General features: G+C 60.0%; 16 protein-coding genes. 11 read left to right on the forward strand and 5 right to left on the reverse strand.

Annotated elements, in window-relative coordinates; translation table 11 throughout:
- Window positions 1–63 precede the first annotated feature (63 nt).
- From acnD to prpD, 3 genes are all read left to right on the forward strand, one after another.
- Window positions 64–2,658, forward strand: a complete 2,595-nt coding sequence (acnD, locus tag ACEN8R_RS04590; RefSeq protein ID WP_018925252.1) for a Fe/S-dependent 2-methylisocitrate dehydratase AcnD — start codon at window positions 64–66, stop codon at window positions 2,656–2,658.
- 52 nt (window positions 2,659–2,710) lie between these two features.
- Window positions 2,711–3,901: a 2-methylaconitate cis-trans isomerase PrpF gene (gene prpF, locus ACEN8R_RS04595; RefSeq protein WP_018925253.1), complete on the forward strand. Its 1,191-nt coding sequence runs from the start codon at window positions 2,711–2,713 to the stop codon at window positions 3,899–3,901.
- A gap of 139 nt (window positions 3,902–4,040) precedes the next feature.
- Window positions 4,041–5,525 (forward strand): 2-methylcitrate dehydratase, encoded by a 1,485-nt coding sequence (prpD, locus tag ACEN8R_RS04600; protein WP_018925254.1) that lies wholly within the window; start codon window positions 4,041–4,043, stop codon window positions 5,523–5,525.
- A 35-nt stretch (window positions 5,526–5,560) separates the two neighbouring features.
- Here prpD and ppsR read toward each other — a convergent pair whose 3' ends face one another.
- On the reverse strand, window positions 5,561–6,379 hold the full coding sequence (gene ppsR, locus ACEN8R_RS04605) for a posphoenolpyruvate synthetase regulatory kinase/phosphorylase PpsR (RefSeq protein ID WP_018925255.1): 819 nt from the start codon (window positions 6,377–6,379) through the stop codon (window positions 5,561–5,563).
- A 174-nt stretch (window positions 6,380–6,553) separates the two neighbouring features.
- Between ppsR and ppsA the strand changes: the two genes are divergently transcribed.
- The 8 genes from ppsA (at window position 6,554) to ACEN8R_RS04645 (ending at window position 14,686) form a co-directional block, all read left to right on the forward strand.
- Window positions 6,554–8,929, forward strand: a complete 2,376-nt coding sequence (gene ppsA / locus ACEN8R_RS04610) for a phosphoenolpyruvate synthase (protein WP_026286343.1) — start codon at window positions 6,554–6,556, stop codon at window positions 8,927–8,929.
- Between the two features lie 95 nt (window positions 8,930–9,024).
- Entirely contained in the window at window positions 9,025–10,014 is a 990-nt protein-coding gene (locus ACEN8R_RS04615) for an alpha/beta fold hydrolase (protein WP_018925258.1), read from the forward strand.
- Window positions 10,015–10,206: 192 nt separating this feature from the next.
- Window positions 10,207–10,698, forward strand: a complete 492-nt coding sequence (gene rraA / locus ACEN8R_RS04620) for a ribonuclease E activity regulator RraA (RefSeq protein WP_018925259.1) — start codon at window positions 10,207–10,209, stop codon at window positions 10,696–10,698.
- 37 nt (window positions 10,699–10,735) lie between these two features.
- Complete coding sequence (locus ACEN8R_RS04625; protein ID WP_018925260.1) at window positions 10,736–11,731, forward strand: zinc transporter ZntB; 996 nt, start codon at window positions 10,736–10,738, stop codon at window positions 11,729–11,731.
- Between the two features lie 63 nt (window positions 11,732–11,794).
- Window positions 11,795–12,043 carry a hypothetical protein gene (locus ACEN8R_RS04630; RefSeq protein WP_007940635.1) on the forward strand — a complete coding sequence of 83 codons (249 nt, stop codon included), beginning with the start codon at window positions 11,795–11,797 and terminating at the stop codon, window positions 12,041–12,043.
- Between the two features lie 2 nt (window positions 12,044–12,045).
- Window positions 12,046–12,870 (forward strand): mechanosensitive ion channel family protein, encoded by an 825-nt coding sequence (locus ACEN8R_RS04635; RefSeq protein WP_007940637.1) that lies wholly within the window; start codon window positions 12,046–12,048, stop codon window positions 12,868–12,870.
- A gap of 86 nt (window positions 12,871–12,956) precedes the next feature.
- Entirely contained in the window at window positions 12,957–13,547 is a 591-nt protein-coding gene (sigX, locus tag ACEN8R_RS04640) for an RNA polymerase sigma factor SigX (protein ID WP_017337463.1), read from the forward strand.
- A 107-nt stretch (window positions 13,548–13,654) separates the two neighbouring features.
- Window positions 13,655–14,686 carry an OmpA family protein gene (locus tag ACEN8R_RS04645; protein ID WP_018925262.1) on the forward strand — a complete coding sequence of 344 codons (1,032 nt, stop codon included), beginning with the start codon at window positions 13,655–13,657 and terminating at the stop codon, window positions 14,684–14,686.
- A gap of 84 nt (window positions 14,687–14,770) precedes the next feature.
- Here the strand turns inward: ACEN8R_RS04645 and cobA are convergent, their stop codons facing one another.
- From cobA to nirB, 4 genes are read right to left on the reverse strand one after another with little or no spacing between them, the layout of a single operon-like run.
- Complete coding sequence (gene cobA, locus ACEN8R_RS04650) at window positions 14,771–15,535, reverse strand: uroporphyrinogen-III C-methyltransferase (protein ID WP_018925263.1); 765 nt, start codon at window positions 15,533–15,535, stop codon at window positions 14,771–14,773.
- A 10-nt stretch (window positions 15,536–15,545) separates the two neighbouring features.
- Window positions 15,546–18,263, reverse strand: coding sequence for a nitrate reductase (locus tag ACEN8R_RS04655; protein ID WP_018925264.1), 2,718 nt, complete (start codon window positions 18,261–18,263; stop codon window positions 15,546–15,548).
- On the reverse strand, window positions 18,263–18,580 hold the full coding sequence (nirD, locus tag ACEN8R_RS04660) for a nitrite reductase small subunit NirD (protein ID WP_018925265.1): 318 nt from the start codon (window positions 18,578–18,580) through the stop codon (window positions 18,263–18,265). Before nirD ends, ACEN8R_RS04655 begins: the two co-directional genes overlap by 1 nt.
- Entirely contained in the window at window positions 18,577–21,030 is a 2,454-nt protein-coding gene (gene nirB, locus ACEN8R_RS04665) for a nitrite reductase large subunit NirB (protein ID WP_007940642.1), read from the reverse strand. The genes nirD and nirB overlap by 4 nt, the downstream gene beginning before the upstream one ends.
- Window position 21,031 lies beyond the last annotated feature (1 nt).

Below are 21,031 nucleotides of genomic sequence, written 5' to 3' on the forward strand. Positions count from 1 at the left end.
GGTCAGGGTTCAGCCCGGTGCCAGGCGCCCACCTTTTGAAATTACCGCGACCGAGTCCTGACGATGAATACTGAATTCCGCAAACCGCTGCCCGGCAGCTCTCTGGATTATTTCGACGTCCGTGCGGCGGTCGATGCCATTGCGCCCGGCGCCTACGACACCCTGCCGTACACCTCCCGCGTGCTGGCGGAAAACCTCGTGCGTCGCTGTGACCCGGCCACGCTCACTGATTCCCTGAAACAACTGATCGAGCGCAAACGCGACCTCGACTTCCCATGGTTTCCGGCCCGCGTGGTGTGCCACGACATTCTCGGCCAGACCGCCCTGGTGGACCTTGCCGGCTTGCGCGATGCCATTGCCCTGCAAGGCGGCGACCCGGCGCAAGTGAACCCGGTGGTGCCGACGCAATTGATCGTCGACCATTCCCTGGCCGTCGAGCGTGGCGGCTTCGATCCCGAGGCCTTCGAAAAGAACCGCGCCATCGAAGACCGTCGCAACGAAGACCGTTTCCACTTCATCAACTGGACCAAGAAAGCCTTCAAGAACGTCGACGTGATCCCGCCGGGCAACGGGATCATGCACCAGATCAACCTGGAGAAAATGTCGCCGGTGATCCAGGTGTGCGACGGCGTGGCTTTCCCTGATACCTGCGTCGGCACCGACAGTCATACCCCGCATGTCGATGCACTGGGTGTGATCGCCATCGGCGTCGGCGGTCTGGAAGCGGAAAGCGTGATGCTCGGCCGCGCGTCGTGGATGCGTTTGCCGGAAAGCGTTGGCGTCGAGCTTACCGGCAAGCTGCAACCGGGCATCACCGCTACCGACATGGTGCTGGCGCTGACCGAATACCTGCGCAAACAGAAAGTCGTCGGCGCGTGGCTGGAGTTCTTTGGTGAAGGTGCGTCAAACCTGACCCTCGGCGACCGCGCGACCATTTCCAACATGGCCCCGGAATACGGCGCCACTGCGGCAATGTTCTACATCGACCAGCAGACCATCGACTACCTGAAACTCACCGGCCGTGAAGACGAGCAAGTGCAACTGGTCGAGAGCTACGCCAAACAGACCGGCCTGTGGGCCGATAGCCTCAAAGGCGCGCAATACGAGCGCGGGTTGAGCTTCGACCTGTCCTCGGTGGTGCGCAACATGGCCGGCCCGAGCAACCCGCATGCGCGTGTTGCGACCTCGGATCTGGCTGCCAAAGGCATCTCCGGCCAGTGGGAAGACGTGCCCGGCCAGATGCCGGACGGTGCGGTGATCATCGCCGCCATCACCAGTTGCACCAACACCAGTAACCCGCGCAACGTCATTGCCGCCGGCCTGCTGGCGCGCAATGCCAACCAGCTTGGGCTGACCCGCAAGCCATGGGTCAAGTCGTCCCTGGCACCCGGTTCGAAAACCGTGGCGCTGTATCTGGATGAAGCCGGCCTGACCAAAGAGCTGGAGCAACTCGGCTTCGGCGTCGTGGCCTTCGCTTGCACTACCTGCAACGGCATGTCTGGTGCGCTGGATCCGGTGATCCAGCAAGAGATCATCGACCGCGACCTGTATGCCACCGCCGTACTCTCTGGCAACCGCAACTTCGACGGGCGGATTCACCCGTACGCCAAGCAGGCGTTCCTCGCATCGCCGCCATTGGTGGTGGCTTATGCCATCGCCGGCACCATCCGTTTCGACATCGAAAAAGATGTACTGGGCGTGGTCGATGGCAAGGAAATCCGCCTGAAAGACATCTGGCCGAGCGACGAAGAAATCGACGCGGTGGTCAAGGCCTCGGTCAAGCCGGAGCAGTTCCGCCAAGTGTACATTCCGATGTTCGCCATCCACGAAGACACCGGCCCGAAAGTCACGCCGCTGTACGACTGGCGCGAGATGAGCACCTACATCCGTCGTCCGCCGTACTGGGAAGGCGCGCTGGCCGGCGCGCGTCCGCTCAAGGGCATGCGCCCGCTGGCGGTGCTGCCGGACAACATCACCACCGATCACCTGTCGCCTTCGAACGCGATCATGCTCGACAGCGCAGCGGGTGAGTACCTGGCGAAAATGGGCCTGCCGGAAGAGGACTTCAACTCCTACGCCACGCACCGCGGCGACCACTTGACCGCGCAGCGCGCAACCTTCGCCAACCCGAAACTGTTCAATGAAATGGTGCAGGAAAACGGCAAGGTCAAGCAGGGTTCTCTTGCCCGCGTGGAGCCGGAAGGCAAAGTGATGCGCATGTGGGAAGCCATCGAAACCTACATGGAACGCAAGCAGCCGCTGATCATCATTGCCGGTGCCGACTATGGCCAGGGTTCGTCCCGGGACTGGGCGGCCAAAGGCGTGCGTCTGGCGGGGGTGGAAGCGATTGCCGCCGAAGGTTTCGAGCGCATTCACCGCACCAACCTGGTGGGCATGGGCGTGTTGCCGCTGGAGTTCCTGCCGGGCACCAATCGTAAAACCTTAGGGATAGATGGCAGCGAAACCTATGACGTGATCGGCGATCGCACCCCGCGCGCGACGCTGACGCTGGTGATCAACCGCAAGAACGGTGAACGCGTCGAAGTGCCGGTGACCTGCCGCCTCGACACCGCCGAAGAAGTGTCGATCTACGAGGCCGGCGGCGTGTTGCAGCGTTTCGCTCAGGACTTCCTCGAAGAGTCGGCGGTTGCCGTTTAACACGACGAGCCGCGCGGGATTTCAAGTCCCGCGCTGGCCATACAGGATCAATATGGCTCACGCATCTCAGATAAAAATCCCTGCCACCTACATGCGCGGCGGCACCAGCAAAGGCGTGTTCTTCAGCCTCAAGGATTTGCCCGAAGCGGCGCAGATGCCAGGCACCGCCCGCGATGCCTTGTTGCTGCGCGTGATCGGCAGCCCCGATCCGTACGAGAAGCAAATCGACGGCATGGGCGGCGCGACGTCCAGCACCAGCAAAACCGTGATCCTGTCGAAAAGCATCAAGGCCGATCACGACGTCGATTACCTGTTCGGTCAGGTCGCCATCGACAAACCTTTCGTCGACTGGAGTGGCAACTGCGGCAACCTGTCGGCGGCGGTCGGTTCGTTCGCCATCAGCAATGGCCTGGTGGATGCCGGCCGCATTCCGCACAACGGTGTGGCGGTGGTGCGCGTGTGGCAGGCCAACATCGGCAAGACCATCATCGCTCATGTACCGATCACCAATGGCGAGGTGCAGGAAACCGGTGATTTTGAACTCGACGGCGTGACCTTTCCGGCCGCCGAAGTGCAGCTCGAATTCATGGATCCGGCGGCGGAAGAAGAGGGTGGCGGTGGCTCGATGTTCCCCACCGGCAATCTGGTGGACGACCTTGAAGTGCCAGGTGTCGGCACGCTCAAGGCTACCCTGATCAACGCTGGCATCCCGACCATATTCATCAACGCCGAAGACATCGGCTACACCGGCACCGAGTTGCAGGGCGCGATCAACAGTGACCTGGAGGCTTTGGCAATGTTCGAAACCATCCGCGCTTACGGTGCGCTGCGCATGGGGCTGATTGAACACCTGGATGAGGCCGCCAAGCGCCAGCACACGCCGAAGGTCGCGTTCGTCGCCCCACCTGCGGATTACATCGCGTCCAGCGGCAAGAAAATCGCAGCCGCCGACATCGACCTGCTGGTGCGCGCGTTGTCCATGGGCAAGCTGCACCACGCCATGATGGGCACGGCAGCGGTGGCGATCGGCACGGCGGCGGCGATTTCCGGCACCTTGGTCAACCTGGCAGCGGGCGGTATCGAACGCAACGCCGTGCGCTTCGGCCATCCGTCCGGCACCTTGCGCGTGGGCGCCGAGGCCGCAAAGGTCAACGGTGAGTGGAAGGTGAAAAAAGCCATCATGAGCCGCAGTGCGCGGGTGTTGATGGAAGGTTATGTCCGGGTGCCGGGGGATTGTTTCTAACCTCAATCCAGGCATACACAAATCCCTGTGGGAGCGCCGCTCCCATAGGTGATGCATTTCCAAAACAAGAGTGTTGTACCGACTGAGACTACCCTGAACCGAGGTCCCATCAACGAACCACTTCAAGAGTGAATCGAACATGAGCGCCAACGTCGACCTGAACACCCGCCCCGACTACGACACGGTTCTGCAGGACATCGCCGACTACGTCCTCAATTTCAACATCCAGTCGCCCGAGGCGCTTGATACTGCCCGCAATTGCCTGATGGACACCCTCGGCTGCGGCTTGCTGGCGCTGCGTTTCCCCGAATGCACCAAACACCTGGGTCCTATCGTCGAAGGCACTGTCGTCCCCTTCGGCGCCCGCGTGCCCGGCACCAGCTATCGTCTCGACCCGGTCAAGGCCGCTTGGGACATCGGTTGCATCGTCCGCTGGCTCGATTACAACGACACCTGGCTCGCCGCCGAATGGGGCCATCCGTCCGATAACCTCGGCGGTATTCTCGCGGTGGCCGACCACCTGTCGCAAAAGCGCCTGGCCAATGGCGACGCCCCGTTGACCATTCGCGCTGTGCTGGAAGCCATGATCATGGCGCACGAGATCCAGGGCGTGATCGCCCTGGAAAATTCGTTCAACCGCGTCGGTCTCGATCACGTGATTCTGGTGAAAGTCGCCTCGACCGCCGTTACTGCCAAACTCATGGGCGCCAATCGCGAGCAGCTGCTGTCGGCGTTGTCTCATGCCTTTGCCGACGGCCAGGCGCTGCGCACTTACCGACATGCGCCGAACGCCGGATCGCGTAAATCCTGGGCGGCCGGAGACGCGACCAGTCGGGGCGTGCGTCTGGCGGACATTGCGATGCGTGGTGAGATGGGCATCCCCGGCGTACTGACCGCCAAGCAATGGGGTTTCTACGATGTACTGTTCAGCCACACCAACAACGACCTGGGGCTCAAGCCTGAAGGCAAGCGAGCTTTCAGTTTTTCCCGGCCGTTCGGCAGCTATGTGATGGAAAACGTGCTGTTCAAGATCAGCTTCCCCGCTGAGTTCCACGCGCAAACGGCCTGCGAGGCTGCCGTCACCCTGCATCCATTGGTCAGGAATCGCCTGCATGAAATCGACAGGATCGTTATCACCACCCACGAATCAGCGATCCGCATCATCTCCAAGGTCGGCCCGCTGGCCAACGCTGCGGACCGCGATCACTGCCTCCAGTACATGACCGCCGTACCTCTGGTATTCGGCAATCTGGTGGCCGAGCAGTACGAAGACGACTTCCACGCCGCGCACCCGATTATCGATGTGCTGCGCGACAAAATGGTCATTGTCGAAGACCCGCGTTTCACCCGCGAATACCTGGAGGCGGACAAACGCTCCATCGCCAACGCGGTACAGGTGTTCTTCAAGGACGGTTCCAGCACCGATAACGTGATGGTGGAGTACCCGATCGGTCATCGCCGGCGCCGTGCCGATGGCATTCCGTTGCTGGAAGACAAGTTCAAGGTCAACCTGACGACGCGCTTCACGGCTCAGCGAAGCGCCGAGATCCTTGCGCTGTGCAAGGACCCGGCAGCACTTGAAGCGACGCCGGTGAACCGGTTTGTGGATTTGTTTGTGATCTAGCTGGCCGCGAAGGCGGCATAACTGCCGCCGACTATCTACTTGAACCGCCGTTCCACACCTTTCTCCACCAGAATCTTCGCCGAGATCTCTTCCACGGAGAAATGCGTGGAATTGATGTGGGGAATGTTCTCGCGTCGGAACAGATTCTCCACCTCGCGCACTTCGAATTCGCACTGCGCGTAGCTCGAATAGCGGCTGTTGGGCTTGCGTTCGTTGCGGATCGCGGTGAGGCGGTCCGGGTCGATGGTCAGGCCGAACAGCTTGTGATGATGGGCGCGCAGGGCGGTCGGCAGTTGCAGGCGCTCCATGTCGTCTTCGGTCAGCGGATAGTTGGCTGCGCGGATGCCGAATTGCATGGCCATGTACAAACACGTCGGTGTTTTGCCGCATCGCGACACGCCTACTAGTATCAAGTCAGCTTTGTCGTAATAGTGCGTGCGGGCGCCATCGTCATTGTCGAGGGCGAAGTTCACCGCCTCGATACGCTCCATGTAATTGGAGTTATGGCCGATGGAGTGGGATTTGCCGACGGTGTAGGAAGAATGCTCGGTCAGCTCCTGTTCAAGGGGCGCCAGGAAGGTCGAGAAAATGTCGATCATGAAACCATTCGACGTTGCGAGAATCTCACGAATGTCCTGATTGACAATGGTGTCGAAAATAATCGGACGAAAACCATCGTTTTCGGCGGCTTTGTTGATTTGTTGTACCATGGCCCGCGCTTTATCAGCGTCGTCGATGTACGGTCGTATGATTTTGCTGAAGGTAATGTTTTCGAACTGCGCCAGCAGGCTTTGGCCGAGGGTTTCGGCGGTAATGCCGGTGCCATCGGAGATAAAGAAAGCAGATCGTTTCATTTGCACCTTGGGCCTTAAGCTAGTGACGATTCTTGGATATAGTAGGCGCGATTTGTCGGCCACCGATGGCCCGCATTCTCACTTATTTTCCAGGTCCAGGCCATACAGCCGGCAAAGGCTCCCCCGAGTCGCCGGCTTCTGAGCTTTTCCAACACAGTTAGTGGAGAGATCACCTTGGTAGAGTACGTAGTTTCCCTCGATAAGCTCGGCGTCCATGATGTAGAGCATGTGGGGGGCAAGAACGCATCCCTGGGCGAGATGATCAGTAACCTTGCAGGCGCCGGTGTATCGGTGCCAGGTGGCTTTGCCACGACAGCTCAGGCTTATCGTGATTTTCTGGAACTGAGCGGCCTGAACGATCAGATCCATGCCGCCCTCGACGCCCTGGACGTCGATGATGTAAACGCCTTGGCCAAGACCGGCGCCCAGATCCGTCAATGGATCATGGAAGCCGAGTTCCCCGAGAAGCTCAACGCCGAGATCCGCACCGCGTTCGCCACGCTGTCGGCCGGCAACCCTGACATGGCCGTGGCCGTGCGCTCTTCCGCTACCGCCGAAGACCTGCCGGACGCTTCCTTCGCCGGTCAGCAGGAAACCTTCCTGAACATCCGTGGTGTCGAAAACGTCATTCGCGCCGCCAAAGAGGTGTTCGCCTCCCTGTTCAACGACCGCGCCATTTCCTACCGCGTCCACCAGGGCTTCGACCACAAGCTGGTGGCCTTGTCGGCTGGCGTGCAGCGCATGGTCCGCTCCGAAACCGGCACCGCCGGCGTGATGTTCACCCTCGATACCGAATCGGGCTTCCGTGACGTGGTGTTCATCACCGGCGCCTACGGCCTGGGTGAAACCGTCGTACAAGGCGCGGTGAACCCGGATGAGTTCTACGTCCACAAAGGCACGCTGGAAGCCGGTCGTCCGGCCATCCTGCGTCGCAACCTGGGCAGCAAAGCCATCAAGATGATCTACGGTGACGAAGCCAAGGCTGGTAAATCGGTCAAGACCGTCGACGTGGACAAGGCTGATCGCGCTCGTTTCTGCCTGACCGACGCCGAAGTCAGCGAACTGGCCAAGCAGGCGATGATCATCGAGAAGCACTACAAGTGCCCGATGGACATCGAATGGGCCAAAGACGGCGACGACGGCAAGCTCTACATCGTGCAGGCCCGTCCGGAAACCGTGAAGAGCCGCACCCAGGCCAACGTCATGGAACGTTACCTGTTGAAAGAAACCGGCACCGTGCTGGTGGAAGGTCGTGCCATCGGCCAGCGCATCGGCGCCGGCAAGGTGCGGATCATCAAGGACGTGTCCGAGATGGACAAAGTCCAGCCGGGCGACGTTCTGGTTTCCGATATGACCGACCCGGACTGGGAACCGGTCATGAAGCGCGCCAGCGCCATCGTCACCAACCGTGGCGGCCGTACCTGCCACGCGGCGATCATCGCTCGCGAGCTGGGCATCCCGGCCGTGGTCGGTTGCGGCAACGCCACCCAGCTGTTGAAAGACGGCCAGGGCGTGACCGTCTCCTGCGCTGAAGGCGACACCGGTTACATCTTCGAAGGCGAACTGGGCTTCGACATCAAGAAAAACTCCGTGGATGCCATGCCGGAGCTGCCGTTCAAGATCATGATGAACGTCGGCAACCCGGACCGCGCCTTCGACTTCGCGCAACTGCCGAACGCCGGTGTGGGCCTGGCCCGTCTGGAATTCATCATCAACCGCATGATCGGCGTGCACCCCAAGGCGCTGTTGAACTACGGTGGCCTGCCGCAGGAAATCAAGGACAGCGTCGACAAGCGCATTGCTGGTTACAACGACCCGGTTGGCTTCTATGTCGACAAACTGGTCGAAGGTATCAGCACCCTGGCGGCAGCGTTCTGGCCGAAAAAGGTCATCGTGCGTCTGTCGGACTTCAAGTCCAACGAATACGCAAACCTGATCGGCGGCAAACTCTACGAGCCGGAAGAAGAAAACCCGATGCTGGGTTTCCGTGGCGCTTCGCGTTACATCAGCGAATCGTTCCGTGACTGCTTCGAGCTCGAATGCCGCGCCCTCAAGCGCGTGCGTAACGAGATGGGCCTGACCAACGTTGAAATCATGGTGCCGTTCGTCCGTACCCTGGGCGAAGCGAGCCAGGTGGTCGATCTGCTGGCTGAAAACGGTCTGGCCCGTGGCGACAACGGTCTGCGCGTGATCATGATGTGCGAACTGCCGTCCAACGCGATCCTGGCTGAAGAGTTCCTCGAGTTCTTCGACGGTTTCTCCATCGGCTCCAACGACCTGACCCAGCTTACCCTGGGCCTGGACCGTGACTCCGGGATCATCGCGCACCTGTTCGACGAGCGTAACCCTGCAGTCAAGAAGCTGCTGGCCAACGCCATTGCCGCGTGCAACAAGGCCGGCAAGTACATCGGTATCTGCGGTCAGGGCCCTTCGGACCACCCGGACCTGGCCAAGTGGCTGATGGAGCAGGGCATCGAAAGCGTTTCGCTGAACCCCGATTCCGTACTGGAAACCTGGTTCTTCCTGGCTGAAGGTCAGGCTTCGGCCTGATGGTGTGAGTGAAAGGGCCGATCTGTGATCGGCCCTTTCAGAGATTCAAGTAGGGCGGGCTCCTCTGGATGCCGCCCTTTTTTGTGCAAGAGCATATGCAAAGTAGCAGCAACCTATTTCCTGTCGCCCTGATCAGCGCCGAGCGGCGCGGCGATCTGAGCGAAGACGTCTATCGTTTGAAACCCGGCAACAGCCCCGACGGCACCGTTGAGTTGGCTGTGACACGCCTGGGCCTGGCCGATGAGCCGGCGGTGCGTGGCGTGCCGGTGATTCTGCTGCATGGCAGTTTTTCCAATCGGCGGTTCTGGTTTTCTCCCAAAGGTTTGGGCCTGGGCGCTTACCTGACGCGTCTGGGATTCGATGTGTGGATTCCGGAAATGCGTGGTCACGGCCTGTCTCAGCGCAACCAGAACTATCGCCAGAACAGCGTCGCCGACTATGCGCGTTACGATTTGCCGGCCATTGGCGCGTTCGTGCGCGAGCAAAGCGGCCAGATCCCGCACTGGATCGGCCATTCGCTGGGCGGCATTACCCTCGCCGCGGCGTTGGGCGGCCAGTACCTGGGCGAGCCCGCCGTGGCTTCCGCGGCGTTTTTCGGCACGCAAGTCAGCCGTACTTACTGGCCGTTGAAGTTTCCACCGGTGGAGTGGAGCGGGCGCTTCATTCTCAAGCGTTTTGCCCAACTGTCGGGCTCTCGGCTCAAGCGCGGCCCGGAGGACGAGCCGATAGGCCTGGCTCTGGAAAGCATGCGTTGGTACGGGCTGTTCGGCCGCTTCGGCGATGCCGACAAAGACTGGTGGGCGGGTTTGGCCGAGGTGCAATTGCCGGTGCTGGCCGTGAGTGCCGCGGGCGATCATCAGGACCCGACCTGGGCCTGCCATAAGCTGTTCGATCAAGTCGGCTCCGAGCACAAGCAGTTCATCACCCTTGGCCGCGAGCAAGGCTTTGGCGATAATTTCGGTCACGTGGAAATGCTGGTCAGCAAGGCTGCGCAGGCTGAAGTCTGGCCGTTGGTGGCTCGCTGGCTGGCGGATCAACAGACGCCTTTACTGGGTGAAAAGCCGGATTTGGCCACAGCGATTTGAGCCTGATGCTCTAACAAGGGCATTTCTCTCTGGTCGGCTTGCGGCTAATATGTGACGCATTGAGTGGTTCTGGTCACTTTGAGTGATTGATGCGGTCGCTGTGTTCGTGCGTATGGAGCGATTTGCAACCGTCCAGCCTTGGCCCGAGTATGCTGCATACTCGATTGTCTTCCTTGTTACAGGAGTTTCTCGATGAACCATTACCTCACGCCTGACCTGTGCGACGCCTATCCGGAGCTGGTGCAGGTGCTGGAACCGATGTTCAGCAATTTCGGCGGCCGTGATTCTTTCGGCGGCGAAATCGTGACCATCAAATGTTTCGAAGACAACTCGCGGGTCAAGGAGCAAGTCGAGCTCAAGGGCAACGGCAAGGTGCTGGTGGTCGACGGTGGCGGTTCCCTGCGCCGCGCGCTGTTGGGCGACATGCTGGCCGAGAAAGCCGCGAACAACGGTTGGGAAGGGCTGGTGATCTACGGTTGCATCCGCGACGTCGACGTCATCGCGCAAACTGATCTGGGGGTTCAGGCCCTGGCCAGTCACCCGATGAAAACCGACAGGCGCGGTGTTGGCGATCTCAACGTTGCCGTGACCTTCGCGGGCGTGACCTTTCACCCGGGCCACTACGTTTATGCGGACAACAACGGCGTGATCATCTCGCCAAGCCCGCTGAAAATGCCTGAATAAGCGCTGCCGGCTTTTTGTTTCAAGAATAGGGGTGAGGATGTTCGAGGAAGAAAACGCGCAGTGGGGGCTGGTGCATGCCCTGGTGCTGGACGGTAAAGGCGGTGCGCGTTCGATAGCCCGGACTGAACTCGATGACTTGCAGCTGCAGGCCCACGAAAGCCTGTGGCTGCACTGGGATCGCAGTCACCCGCAAACCCAGACCTGGCTGCGCAAATCCAGCGGGCTGAGTGAATTTAGTTGCGATTTGTTGCTGGAAGAGAACACCCGACCGCGTCTTTTGCCGCTGCCGGACTCTGAACTGCTGCTGTTTCTGCGCGGGGTCAACCTGAATCCGGGCGCGGAGCCGGAAGACATGGTCTCGGTGCGGATCTTCGGTTCGGCTCAACGGGTGATTTCCCTGCGTTTGCGGCCGTTGCGTGCCACCGAAGAGTTGTTGGTGCAACTGGCCGACGGCAAAGGGCCGAGAAGCGCTTCCGAGCTGATCCTGTATATGGCGCAATACCTTACCCATAAAGTGCAGGATCTGGTCGGCGACCTCTCGGAAGTTGTCGATGAGGAAGAAGAAAAGCTGGATGCCGACGAACGGTATACACCTGAGCATGGGGCTGTTTTGCAGATCCGCCGCAGGGCCGCTGGGCTGAAGCGTTTTCTGGCGCCGCAGCGGGATATTTTCGGTCAGCTGACGCGGATAAAACTGCCGTGGTTCTGCGAAGACGATGGCGATTACTGGAACGAATTGAACAACAGCCTGACCCGTTACCTCGAGGAACTGGAATTGACCCGGGAGCGCGTGGGGCTGGTCCTGGAGGCTGAAGACCGGCGTTTGAGCGTGCGCATGAACCGCACGATGTATCGCTTCGGGATCATCACCGGAATCTTTTTGCCGATGAGTTTTCTGACCGGTCTTTTGGGCATCAACGTCGGCGGCATTCCGTTCTCTGCCAACCCCTACGGCTTCCTGATCGCCTGCCTGTTGATGGTCTTGGTGGCGCTGGGGCAGTGGTGGTTATTCCGACGTTTACGCTGGGTCTGACGATGAGCCATGTGACCCGACCAAATCTAACCGCGTCTTTGACAGACATCACGAGAGGTGCGTATGCACGATCCGTTTGAACAGTCTTTGCGTGACATGCTCAAAGCATCGCCGTCCAGCCGTGACGACGATGCCTGTCTGGGGCGTGTACTGAAAACCGCCAACCGCCAGGTCGGTGCCGGCGATCTGTTCAGCCTTCTGGGCCGTTGGCTGCCCGCGCTGATGATCGCCCTGAATAACGGATCGGCCCATGTAGCCCCGGTTTCTCGTCTGCGTAAACCTACCGCCCGCACTGCTGATAAGGCTGATTGAATATGGAACTTGATCTCTGGACTCAGAGCCTCGTCACTGCAATGACTGCGTTGTGGACCAAAGTTGCGAACTTCATTCCGAACCTGTTTGGCGCACTGGTTGTGCTGCTGCTGGGTTTTGTCGTGGCCAAGCTGCTGGACACGCTGCTCTCAAAATTGCTCGCCAAATTGGGCCTTGATCGCCTGATGGGTGGCACCGGACTGACCAAATTGCTGTCCCGCGCCGGCCTCCAGGTGCCTATTTCGACGCTGATCGGCAAAATTGTCTACTGGTTCGTCCTGCTGATTTTTCTCGTTTCTGCCGCAGAATCCCTTGGACTTGAACGAGTTTCGGCTACGCTGGACATGCTGGCGCTGTATGTTCCGAAAGTATTCGGCGCGGCGCTGGTGCTGCTGGTGGGTGTCTTGCTGGCGCAACTGGCCAATGGGCTGGTACGTGGCGCGGCAGAAGGTGTAGGGCTGGATTACGCCGCGGGCCTGGGGCGGATTGCCCAGGGCCTGGTGATCATCATCAGTATTTCGGTTGCGATCAGCCAGTTGGAGGTCAAGACAGACCTGCTCAACCACGTGATTGTGATCGTTTTGATTACCGTTGGTCTGGCGGTTGCGCTGGCCATGGGGTTGGGAAGCCGGGAAATTGCCGGTCAGATTCTTGCGGGAATCTATGTGCGTGAGTTGTATCAGGTTGGGCAACAAGTGCGTGTTGGCGAGGTCGAAGGGCAGATCGAAGAGATCGGCACGGTGAAAACCACGGTGCTGACCGACGAGGGTGAGCTAGTCTCTCTCTCGAATCGGATTCTCCTGGAGCAGCATGTGAGTAGCCGCTAACCCGGCAAATCCTGCTAATGTATGCCGCCGCAAATTGCCCTGAAGGGCAGCGGCGGACATTGACCTGACTGTCGGCCCGACTTGTTTTGAATAAAGCTCAATCGCTCTCCACGCGCTACGACCCCCGCGAGCTCTCTGATGAGGAGTTGGTCGCGCGCTCGCATACCGAGCTGTTTCACGTAACGCGCGCCTATGAAGAACTGATGCGGCGTTACCAGCGAACATTATTTAACGTTTGTGCACGGTACCTGGGGAACGATCGTGATGCAGACGATGTCTGTCAGGAAGTGATGTTGAAGGTGCTGTACGGCCTGAAGAACTTCGAGGGCAAATCGAAGTTCAAGACGTGGCTCTACAGCATTACGTACAACGAGTGCATCACGCAGTATCGGAAGGAACGGCGTAAGCGTCGCTTGATGGACGCTTTGAGTCTGGACCCCCTCGAGGAAGCGTCTGAAGAAAAGGCGCCGAAACCCGAGGAGAAGGGCGGACTTGATCGCTGGCTGGTGTATGTGAACCCGATTGACCGTGAAATTCTGGTGCTACGTTTTGTCGCAGAGCTGGAGTTTCAGGAGATCGCAGACATCATGCACATGGGTTTGAGTGCAACAAAAATGCGGTACAAACGCGCTCTAGACAAATTGCGTGAGAAATTTGCAGGCATTGCCGAAACTTAGTTTGGCGCAAATATCTCTTACGTGTAGGCAAGTTCTGATAGACTTGCCGCCGAGTTGTCCCCCGGTTTGCGGGACTGCTTCACAATCACCAGATGGGGATTTAACGGATGAAACTGAAAAACACCTTGGGCTTGGCCATTGGTTCTCTTATTGCCGCTACTTCGTTCGGCGCGCTGGCACAAGGCCAAGGCGCAGTTGAAATCGAAGGCTTCGCCAAGAAAGAACAGTACGACAGCGATCGTAACTTCAAGAACAACGGCAACCTGTTCGGCGGCTCGGTTGGTTACTTCCTGACCGACGACGTAGAACTGCGTCTGGCCTACGACGAAGTACACAACGTACGTGCAGATGATGGTCGCAACGTAAAGGGCGCTGATACCGCTCTGGACGCTCTGTACCACTTCAACAACCCAGGCGACATGATCCGTCCATACGTTTCTGCCGGTTTCTCGGACCAGAGCATTGGCCAGAACGGTTCGGGTCGTAACCGCTCCACTTTCGCCAACGTTGGCGGCGGTGCCAAGCTGTACTTCACTGAAAACTTCTACGCCCGTGCTGGCGTTGAAGCTCAGTACAACATCGACCAGGGCGACACCGAGTGGGCTCCTAGCGTCGGTATCGGTGTGAACTTCGGTGGCGGCTCCAAGCCTGCTGCTGCTCCAGTTCCAGCACCGGCTGAAGTTTGCTCCGACAGCGACAACGATGGCGTTTGCGACAACGTTGACAAGTGCCCAGACACCCCAGCCAACGTAACTGTTGACGCTGATGGCTGCCCAGCAGTTGCTGAAGTTGTTCGTGTTGAGCTGGACGTGAAATTCGACTTCAACAAGTCGGTAGTCAAGCCTAACAGCTACGGCGACATCAAAAACCTGGCTGACTTCATGAAGCAGTACCCATCCACCACTACTGTTGTTGAAGGTCACACTGACTCCGTCGGTCCTGACGCTTACAACCAGAAACTGTCCGAGCGTCGTGCAAACGCCGTTAAGCAAGTTCTGACCAACCAGTACGGTGTTTCGCCGTCCCGCGTTCAGTCTGTTGGCTACGGCGAATCCCGCCCAGTTGCTGACAACGCCACTGAAGCTGGTCGCGCTGTAAACCGTCGCGTAGAAGCGAAGGTTGAAGCTCAAGCTAAGTAATTAGCTCGCAGCTCAAGAAAAGCCCGGCTTAGGCCGGGCTTTTCTTTGTCTGCGATTTGGTGAAGAGGGAGTAATAGGTAGGGTTCAGGCTGATTGATCGGCCACCATCGCGGGCAAGTCGCGCTCCCACATCGATGAAGTTGCGCAGGCTGCCACGGCACCGATCACCAGGATCGCCGGGCTCTTCAACTGAAAGCTGAGGGCATCCTCTTCCATTGCTGTCAGGTCGCTCCGGCATTCCCGTTGGTGCGGCAGCGAAGCGTTTTCGATCATCGCCACGGGCGTATCGGCGGCCATTCCACCGGCCAGCAGTTGCTCACGAATCTCGCTCAGTTTTGCGACACCCATATAGACCACCAACGTGGTGCCGCCTTGAGCCAGGGCCTGCCAGTTCAGGCTGCTGTCATCCTGAGTGTGCGCCGTGACCAGTGTCACGCCACGGGCGACACCCCGCAGCGTCAGTGGAATATCACATTGGGTCGCGCCGGCAAGGCCAGCGGTGATGCCATTGACCAATTCAACCTCGACCCCTCGTTCACGTAACCACTGCGCCTCTTCACCGCCGCGTCCGAAGATGCACGGATCGCCACCCTTGAGCCGCACCACGCATTTGCCGTGGCGGGTATAACGCAGCATCAGGCGATGAATGAAGGCTTGAGGCGTGGAGCGACAGCCGCCGCGCTTGCCCACGGGAATAATTCGCGCATTCGGGCAATGCTCCAGTACCGCAGGATTGACCAGATCGTCGATCAACACCACGTCCGCTTCGCGCAACGCACGAACCGCCTTGAGGGTCAGCAATTCCGGATCGCCGGGACCCGCACCCACCAGCCAGACTTTTGCGCTCATAGTGTTTTCCTCACGAGGTGACGGCGACTGGCTGCGCAGTGGCGGCCAGTAAACGCTTGATTTCCGGGACGCAGGAGCCGCATTGCGTGCCGCAGCCCAATTCTTGTTTCAAACCTTGCAAGTCCAGGCCACGGCTGATTCCGGCACAGATTGCGTTCTGGCTGACGTTCATGCAGTTGCACAGGGTTTTGCTGCCGGATGCAGGGGCGCCAGCGTTGCCTGGTGGCGCACTCAACGGTGCCAGCAGCCAACGGCGCAGTTGTTCGTCGGCGCGACCTTCGAGCCACAGGCTTTGCAGCCAATGCTGGGCGAGTGTTTCACCGGCCAGGCGAATCGCGGTGATCCGGCCGTTCTCGATACGCACCCGTTTACCGATCGAGCGCCGGGGATCGTCATAGGCCAATACCGGGCCGTCGTTGAGCCCCAGGCATTGATCGATATCACGCAACAACTGTGGATCTGGCGCGGTGGCGCTGGCGGCGCGTATCAGCAGCGCGGGACGCTCACGGCCGGCCAAGCTGAGGCTGGCGTAGGAAAACGCCTCGCAGAGTGGTCGCAACGTCTCCAGGTGCTGTTGAACATCGCCTTCGATCAGGGCGAAAAGCTGCCAGGGCAAATGCACAGGCTCGAGCCGCACACCGCTGTGTTTGAGTTCCGGTTGCTTCGACAACGGATCGAAGGCGGGAAGGGTGAGGGTATTCACACCGCCCTTGAGAAAGCGGTCGCCCCAATGCATCGGCAGGAAAGCCTGGCCCGGACGTACGCTGTCGTCGCTGCTGACCGGCAGGATCACCGCGCCCCGGCGACTTTTCAGATTGATCAGGTCGCCAGGTTGCAGGCGATGCCGACGCAGTTCATCCGGGTGCAGGCTCAACACGGCTTCGCTGACATGGCCGAACAGCTGCGCGGCGGTGCCGGTGCGGCTCATGCCGTGCCATTGATCGCGCAGGCGGCCGGTGATCAAGGTCAGCGGGAAACGCGCATCGCGTTGTTCCTTGGCGGCGCGATAGGGGTCGGTCACGAACTGCGCACGCCCGCTGGCGGTCGGGAATACCCCGTCAAGGTACAACCGCGCGGTGCCTTCGCGGGCTCCGGCGGGGAAGGGCCATTGCTGCGGTCCGAGCTGGTCGATCAACTCATGACTGATCCCGGACAGGTCGAGGTCGCGGCCGCGAGTCAGTTGTTTGTATTCGTCGAAGACCTGTGCCGGGGTTTCAAAGGCAAACAGGCTGGAGGCTCCGGGACGCAGGTGTTTTTCCAGGCGCTGTGCGAAATCCACCGTGATCGCCCAATCGGGCCGTGCTTCACCGGGGGCGCCGATGGCTCGGCGGACGTGGGAAATGCGTCGCTCGGAGTTGGTAACCGTGCCGTCCTTTTCACCCCAACTGGCGGCGGGCAGCAACAGGTCGGCGAATGCGGCGGTTTCGGTGGTGTGGAAGGCTTCCTGCAACACCACGAACGGGCAGGCTTGCAGTGCCTCGCGCACAGTGGTCTGGTCCGGCAGCGACTGGGCAGGGTTGGTGCAGGCAATCCACAGGGCTTTGATCTTGCCGCTGCGCATCTGCTCGAACAGTTCGATGGCCGTGAGCCCGGTGTTTTCGGGCAGTTGATCGACGCCCCAGTAGGCGGCCACTTGCGCGCGGTGCTCGGCATTGGCCGCTTCGCGATGGCCTGGCAGCAGATTCGACAAGCTGCCGGTTTCCCGGCCGCCCATGGCATTGGGCTGACCGGTCAGCGAGAAAGGTCCTGCACCGGGCCGGCCGATTTGCCCGGTAGCCAAGTGCAGGTTGATCAGCGCGCTGTTCTTCGCGCTGCCGGCGGTGGACTGATTCAGCCCCATGCACCACAGCGACAGAAAGCTCGGTGACGTGCCGACCCATTCCGCGCATTGGTGCAGTTGCTCGACGCTGATGCCACAGAGTTGCGAAACCATTGTCGGGGTGTAGTCGCGCACCAGCTTTTTCAGCTCGGCCAGGCCTTCGGTGTGGGCCTTGATGAAGTCGCGGTCGATCCAGTCTTCCCACAGCAGCAAGTGCAAAATCCCATGGAACAACGCGACATCGGTACCGGGCAGAATCGCCAGGTGCAGGTCAGCCAGATCGCAGGTGTCAGTGCGCCGTGGGTCGATGACGATGACTTTCATCTGCGGACGATGGGATTTGGCTTCTTCCAGGCGACGAAACAGGATCGGGTGGGCGTAGGCCATGTTGCTGCCGACGATCATCACGCAGTCGCTCAGTTCCAGGTCTTCGTAGTTGCAGGGCGGAGCATCGGCGCCGAGGCTGCGCTTGTAGCCGACCACCGCTGAAGACATGCACAGCCGTGAATTGCTGTCGATGTTGTTGGTGCCCACCAGCGCCCGCGCCAGTTTGTTGAAGGCGTAGTAATCCTCGGTCAGCAATTGCCCGGAGATATAGAACGCGACGCTGTCCGGGCCGTGTTCGGCGATGGTCTTGGCGAAGACACTGGCGGCGTGATCGAGTGCGCTGTCCCAATCTGTGCGGCTGCGAGCCAGTCCTTTGCCCAGGCGCAGTTGCGGGTACAAGGCCCGCGCGGTCAGGTCGCCGGTCAAATGCAAGGTCGAACCTTTACTGCACAATTTGCCGAAGTTGGCCGGGTGCGCCGGATCGCCGCTGACGCCGAGAATGCGCTCGCCGTCATGCTCGATCAGCACGCCGCAGCCGACCCCGCAGTAGCAGCAGGTGGAGGCGGTGATTTGGCGGTCCATCAGCTTGCTTCCCGCAGAGCCAGCAACACCCGGCCATTTTCGACCCGTGCCGAATGATGGTGGGCGCAGCCGATATCGGGAGCCTGGGCTTCGCCGGTTTCCAGGTCGATCTGCCAGTTGTGCAGCGGGCAGGCGACCCGTTTGCCGTAGATCAAACCCTGGGACAGCGGCCCGCCCTTATGCGGGCAGCGGTCGTCGAGGGCGAAAACCTCATCGTCGCTCGTACGAAAAATCGCAATGTCGCCTTTCGGGCCGGCGACGATCCGCGAGCCAAGGGTGTTGATCTCTTCCAGTGCGCAGATATCCAGCCAGTTCATACCGACACCTCCAGGTTCTTCACGGGAATGACTTCGAATTCTTTTTTCAGCAGTGGTTGCTCGAGGCGTTCTTTCCACGGGTCCTGTTCGAACGACAGGGAGAATTGCAGGCGTTCGTTGAGTGCCTTGCGCCGTACCGGGTCTTCCAGCACGGCTTTCTTGATGTGTTCCATGCCGACTCGTTGCAGGTAATGCACGGTGCGCTCGAGGTAGAAGGCTTCTTCACGGTACAGCTGCAGGAAAGCGCCGTTGTATTCGCGCACCTCTTCAGCGGTTTTCAACTTGACGAAGAATTCAGCGACTTCGGTCTTGATCCCGCCGTTGCCACCGATGTACATCTCCCAGCCGGAATCCACGCCGATAATTCCGACGTCCTTGATCCCCGCTTCCGAGCAGTTGCGTGGGCAACCGGAGACAGCCAGTTTCACTTTGTGTGGCGACCACATGTTGAACAGGTCATGTTCGAGCTCGATGCCCAGTTGCGTGGAATTCTGGGTGCCGAAGCGGCAGAACTCACTGCCGACACAGGTTTTCACGGTGCGGATGGATTTGCCGTAGGCGTGGCCGGACGGCATGTCCAGGTCTTTCCAGACGCCCGGCAAGTCTTGCTTTTTGATCCCCAGCAAGTCGATGCGTTGGCCGCCGGTGACCTTGACCATCGGCACGTTGTACTTGTCGGCCACGTCGGCGATGCGCCGCAGTTCTGAAGGATTGGTCACACCGCCCCACATCCGCGGGACGACAGAGTAAGTGCCGTCTTTCTGAATGTTGGCGTGGGCGCGTTCGTTGATCAGGCGCGATTGCGGATCGTCCTTGGCTTCGCCGGGCCAGGTGGAAATCAGGTAGTAGTTGAGCGCCGGGCGGCAGGTGGCGCAGCCGTTCGGCGTGCGCCAGTTCAGGTAGCTCATGGTGCCGGCGATGGTCAGCAGATGCTGGTCGCGGATGGCCTGGCGGATTTGCCCGTGGTTGAGGTCGCTGCACCCGCAGATGGCTTTTTCGCTTTTCGGTTTGACGTCTGCCGCACCGCCCACGGTGTTGATCAGGATCTGTTCGACGAGGCCGGCACAAGAGCCGCAGGAGCTGGCGGCCTTGGTGTGTTTCTTCACGTCGTCGACGCTGAACAGCCCGTGTTCCTGAATGGCTTTGACGATGGTGCCTTTGCACACGCCGTTACAGCCGCAGACTTCGGCGGTGTCGGCCATGCTCATGGCTTTGTCCTGGCCTTGATGTCCTACATCGCCTAAAGCATTTTCGCCAAACATCAGGTGATCGCGGATCTCGCCGATGGCATGGTTCTCACGGATCTGCCGGAAATACCAGCCACCGTCTGCCGTATCGCCGTACAGACAGGCGCCGACCAGCACGTCATCCTTGATCACCAGTTTTTTGTACACCCCGCCAATCGGGTCGGAGAGGGTGATGGTCTCGGTGCCTTCGCCACCCATGAAGTCGCCGGCGGAGAACAGGTCGATGCCGGTGACTTTCAATTTGGTCGACGTCACCGAGCCCTTGTAAGTGGCGAAGCCCAGTTGGGCGAGGTGGTTGGCGCACACCTTGGCTTGTTCGAACAGCGGTGCGACCAGGCCGTAGGCGGTGCCGCGGTGGCTGGCGCATTCACCGATGGCGTACACCCGAGGGTCGTAGGTTTGCATCGTGTCGTTGACCAGAATCCCGCGGCTGCAAGGGATGCCGGCTTTTTCCGCCAGTTCGGTGTTGGGGCGAATGCCGGCGGCCATCACCACCAGATCGGCTGGGATAATGTCGCCGTTCTTGAACTGCACCGAGCCGACCCGGCCATTGCCGGCGTCGTGCAGGGCCTGGGTCTGTTCGCACAGGCGGAAATGCAGGCCACGGGCTTCCAGGGCGGTTTGCAGGAGTTGGCCGCTGGTTTTGTCCAGTTGGCGCTCCAGCAGCCATTCGCCGATGTGCACCACGGTGACGTGCATGCCCCGCAGCATCAGGCCGTTGGCGGCTTCAAGGCCCAGCAGGCCGCCACCGATGACCACGGCGTGCTTGTGGGTCTTGGCGGTGTCGATCATCACCTGGGTGTCGGCGATGTCGCGGTAGCCGATCACGCCCTGCAAGGTATTGCCGGGGATCGGCAGGATGAACGGGGTCGAGCCGGTGGCAATCAGCAGGCGGTCGTATTCGGCCTCTGTGCCGTCTTCGGCGATGACCCGGCGTTTGACCCGGTCGATCTCCACCACTTTGCGGTTAAGCAGCAGCTTGATGTTGTTTTCCAGGTACCAGTCCAGATCGTTGAGCACGATCTCTTCGAACGTCTGTTCGCCGGCCAGTACGGGGGACAGCAGGATGCGGTTGTAGTTGGTATGCGGTTCGGCGCCGAAGACCGTGATGTCGTACAGCTCATTACTCAGCTTGAGCAGTTCTTCCAGGGTACGAACCCCGGCCATGCCGTTGCCGATCATCACCAGTTTTAGTTTTTTCATC

This window comes from Pseudomonas sp. Pseusp15, assembly GCF_059492165.1.

Coding starts and splice junctions, on each gene's coding strand:
- acnD (WP_018925252.1), top strand. CDS start 64: ATGAATACTGAATTCCGCAAACCGCTGCCCGGCAGCTCTCTGGATTAT.
- prpF (WP_018925253.1), top strand. CDS start 2,711: ATGGCTCACGCATCTCAGATAAAAATCCCTGCCACCTACATGCGCGGC.
- prpD (WP_018925254.1), top strand. CDS start 4,041: ATGAGCGCCAACGTCGACCTGAACACCCGCCCCGACTACGACACGGTT.
- ppsR (WP_018925255.1), bottom strand. CDS start 6,379: ATGAAACGATCTGCTTTCTTTATCTCCGATGGCACCGGCATTACCGCC.
- ACEN8R_RS04615 (WP_018925258.1), top strand. CDS start 9,025: ATGCAAAGTAGCAGCAACCTATTTCCTGTCGCCCTGATCAGCGCCGAG.
- rraA (WP_018925259.1), top strand. CDS start 10,207: ATGAACCATTACCTCACGCCTGACCTGTGCGACGCCTATCCGGAGCTG.
- ACEN8R_RS04625 (WP_018925260.1), top strand. CDS start 10,736: ATGTTCGAGGAAGAAAACGCGCAGTGGGGGCTGGTGCATGCCCTGGTG.
- ACEN8R_RS04630 (WP_007940635.1), top strand. CDS start 11,795: ATGCACGATCCGTTTGAACAGTCTTTGCGTGACATGCTCAAAGCATCG.
- ACEN8R_RS04635 (WP_007940637.1), top strand. CDS start 12,046: ATGGAACTTGATCTCTGGACTCAGAGCCTCGTCACTGCAATGACTGCG.
- ACEN8R_RS04645 (WP_018925262.1), top strand. CDS start 13,655: ATGAAACTGAAAAACACCTTGGGCTTGGCCATTGGTTCTCTTATTGCC.
- cobA (WP_018925263.1), bottom strand. CDS start 15,535: ATGAGCGCAAAAGTCTGGCTGGTGGGTGCGGGTCCCGGCGATCCGGAA.
- ACEN8R_RS04655 (WP_018925264.1), bottom strand. CDS start 18,263: ATGGACCGCCAAATCACCGCCTCCACCTGCTGCTACTGCGGGGTCGGC.
- nirD (WP_018925265.1), bottom strand. CDS start 18,580: ATGAACTGGCTGGATATCTGCGCACTGGAAGAGATCAACACCCTTGGC.
- nirB (WP_007940642.1), bottom strand. CDS start 21,030: ATGAAAAAACTAAAACTGGTGATGATCGGCAACGGCATGGCCGGGGTT.